Below are 1,259 nucleotides of genomic sequence, written 5' to 3'. Positions count from 1 at the left end.
GTAATGCTCGCTGGCCTTGGCGAGCACGTCGCTGAGGGTGGCCTGGCGCTCCTTCAGCTCGGCGGCGCGCTCGCGCTCCTGCGGCGAGCGGTCGTCCTCCGGCACGGTGAGCCCGGCCTGCTGGGCCAGGTCGCGCACCGCGTCGAGGAAACCCATCCCCGAATATTCCATCAGGAAGCCCAGCGCATTGCCGTGCACGCCGCAGCCGAAGCAGTGATAGGTCTGGCGCGTCGGGCTCACGGTGAAGCTCGGCGTCTTCTCGCCGTGGAACGGGCACAGGCCCTTGTGGTTGATGCCGGCCTTCTTCAGCTGCACATGGCGGCCGACGACTTCGACGACGTCGATGCGGGACAGCAGTTCCTGGATGAAGCTCGGCGGGATCACCCCGCGAGTCTATCGAACCGCCCCGGGGGAAGACCCCGACCCGCGACTTGTGCAGCTTCGCACGGCACCGTCTTCCCGGGCAGTTACCGATTGACGCAAGGGTGACCATGCTCGGTACACTTTTTGCACCGTGGAACTCGATGCCGTGTCGTTGGGGCACGTCAAGACTCTCGGAAGGAATCGTGTGCAGATCAATTCGACGCCGGAACAGGCGCGTTTGCGGCTCTTGCCTCGTACTTTCTCGCCTCGCACACTCTGCCTCGCACTGCTGGCTTCCGGGCTGATGTGCGCCTGGCAGGCGGCCCGCGCGCAGGCAGCATCGGCGCCTGCCGCCAAGGAAGAGTCGGCCCCGAGCGAGCGCTCCAAGCGCGAGGCGGAGAACGTCTTCCGCTGGATCATGATCCACTCGGACAAGCCCCGCAAAGTCCGCGACGGCAAGGACGACGTCAAGCCGCCCGCACCCGCGCCGGTTGCCAATGCACCCAGACCGGCACCGGCCGCACGCGTCGCGAAGGTGGGCGAGGGTAGTGCCGAAGGGGCGGCCGTTTCGCCGACACCCGCACCAGCAGCGGTCGGGCGCATCGCCCCGGCGCCGGCCGCCACGCAGGCCGTCCAGGCCATTCAGCCTGCCGCGCAGGCCGTGCCGGTCTCCAGCGTCGACAACGAAGCGGCCCGCCTGGCGAACAGCGCAGCGGCCCACGCCCGCAGTGGTGCCACGGCGATGCCCGATGCGGCCGCGCCGCCTGCACTCGCCGCCGCGCCGGAGCCTGATGTCGAAGAGGCGCTGGTGATGGTCTCCCAGGTCGAGCCGCAATTCCCCCGTGCGGTGATGCTGGATCTGCGAAAGGGCACCGTGCGGGTGCGCTTCGAGGTGC

Annotated in this window: 1 protein-coding gene and 1 pseudogene; one reads left to right on the top strand and one right to left on the bottom strand. The window is 68.9% G+C overall.

The window, feature by feature from the left end:
- Positions 1-384: CHC2 zinc finger domain-containing protein (locus AC1D1T_RS32560; protein WP_477993487.1), on the bottom strand; the 384-nt coding region annotated here is incomplete at its 3' end.
- 184 nt (positions 385-568) lie between these two features.
- Here AC1D1T_RS32560 and AC1D1T_RS32555 point away from each other — a divergent pair.
- Positions 569-1,259: pseudogene (locus AC1D1T_RS32555) on the top strand (hypothetical protein); the annotation flags it as partial.

The sequence above is a fragment of the Rhizobacter sp. P2_H3 genome (assembly GCF_056403355.1).
Note: the sequence above shows the minus strand (reverse complement) of the source record. Positions and strands in the feature narration are given on the sequence as shown.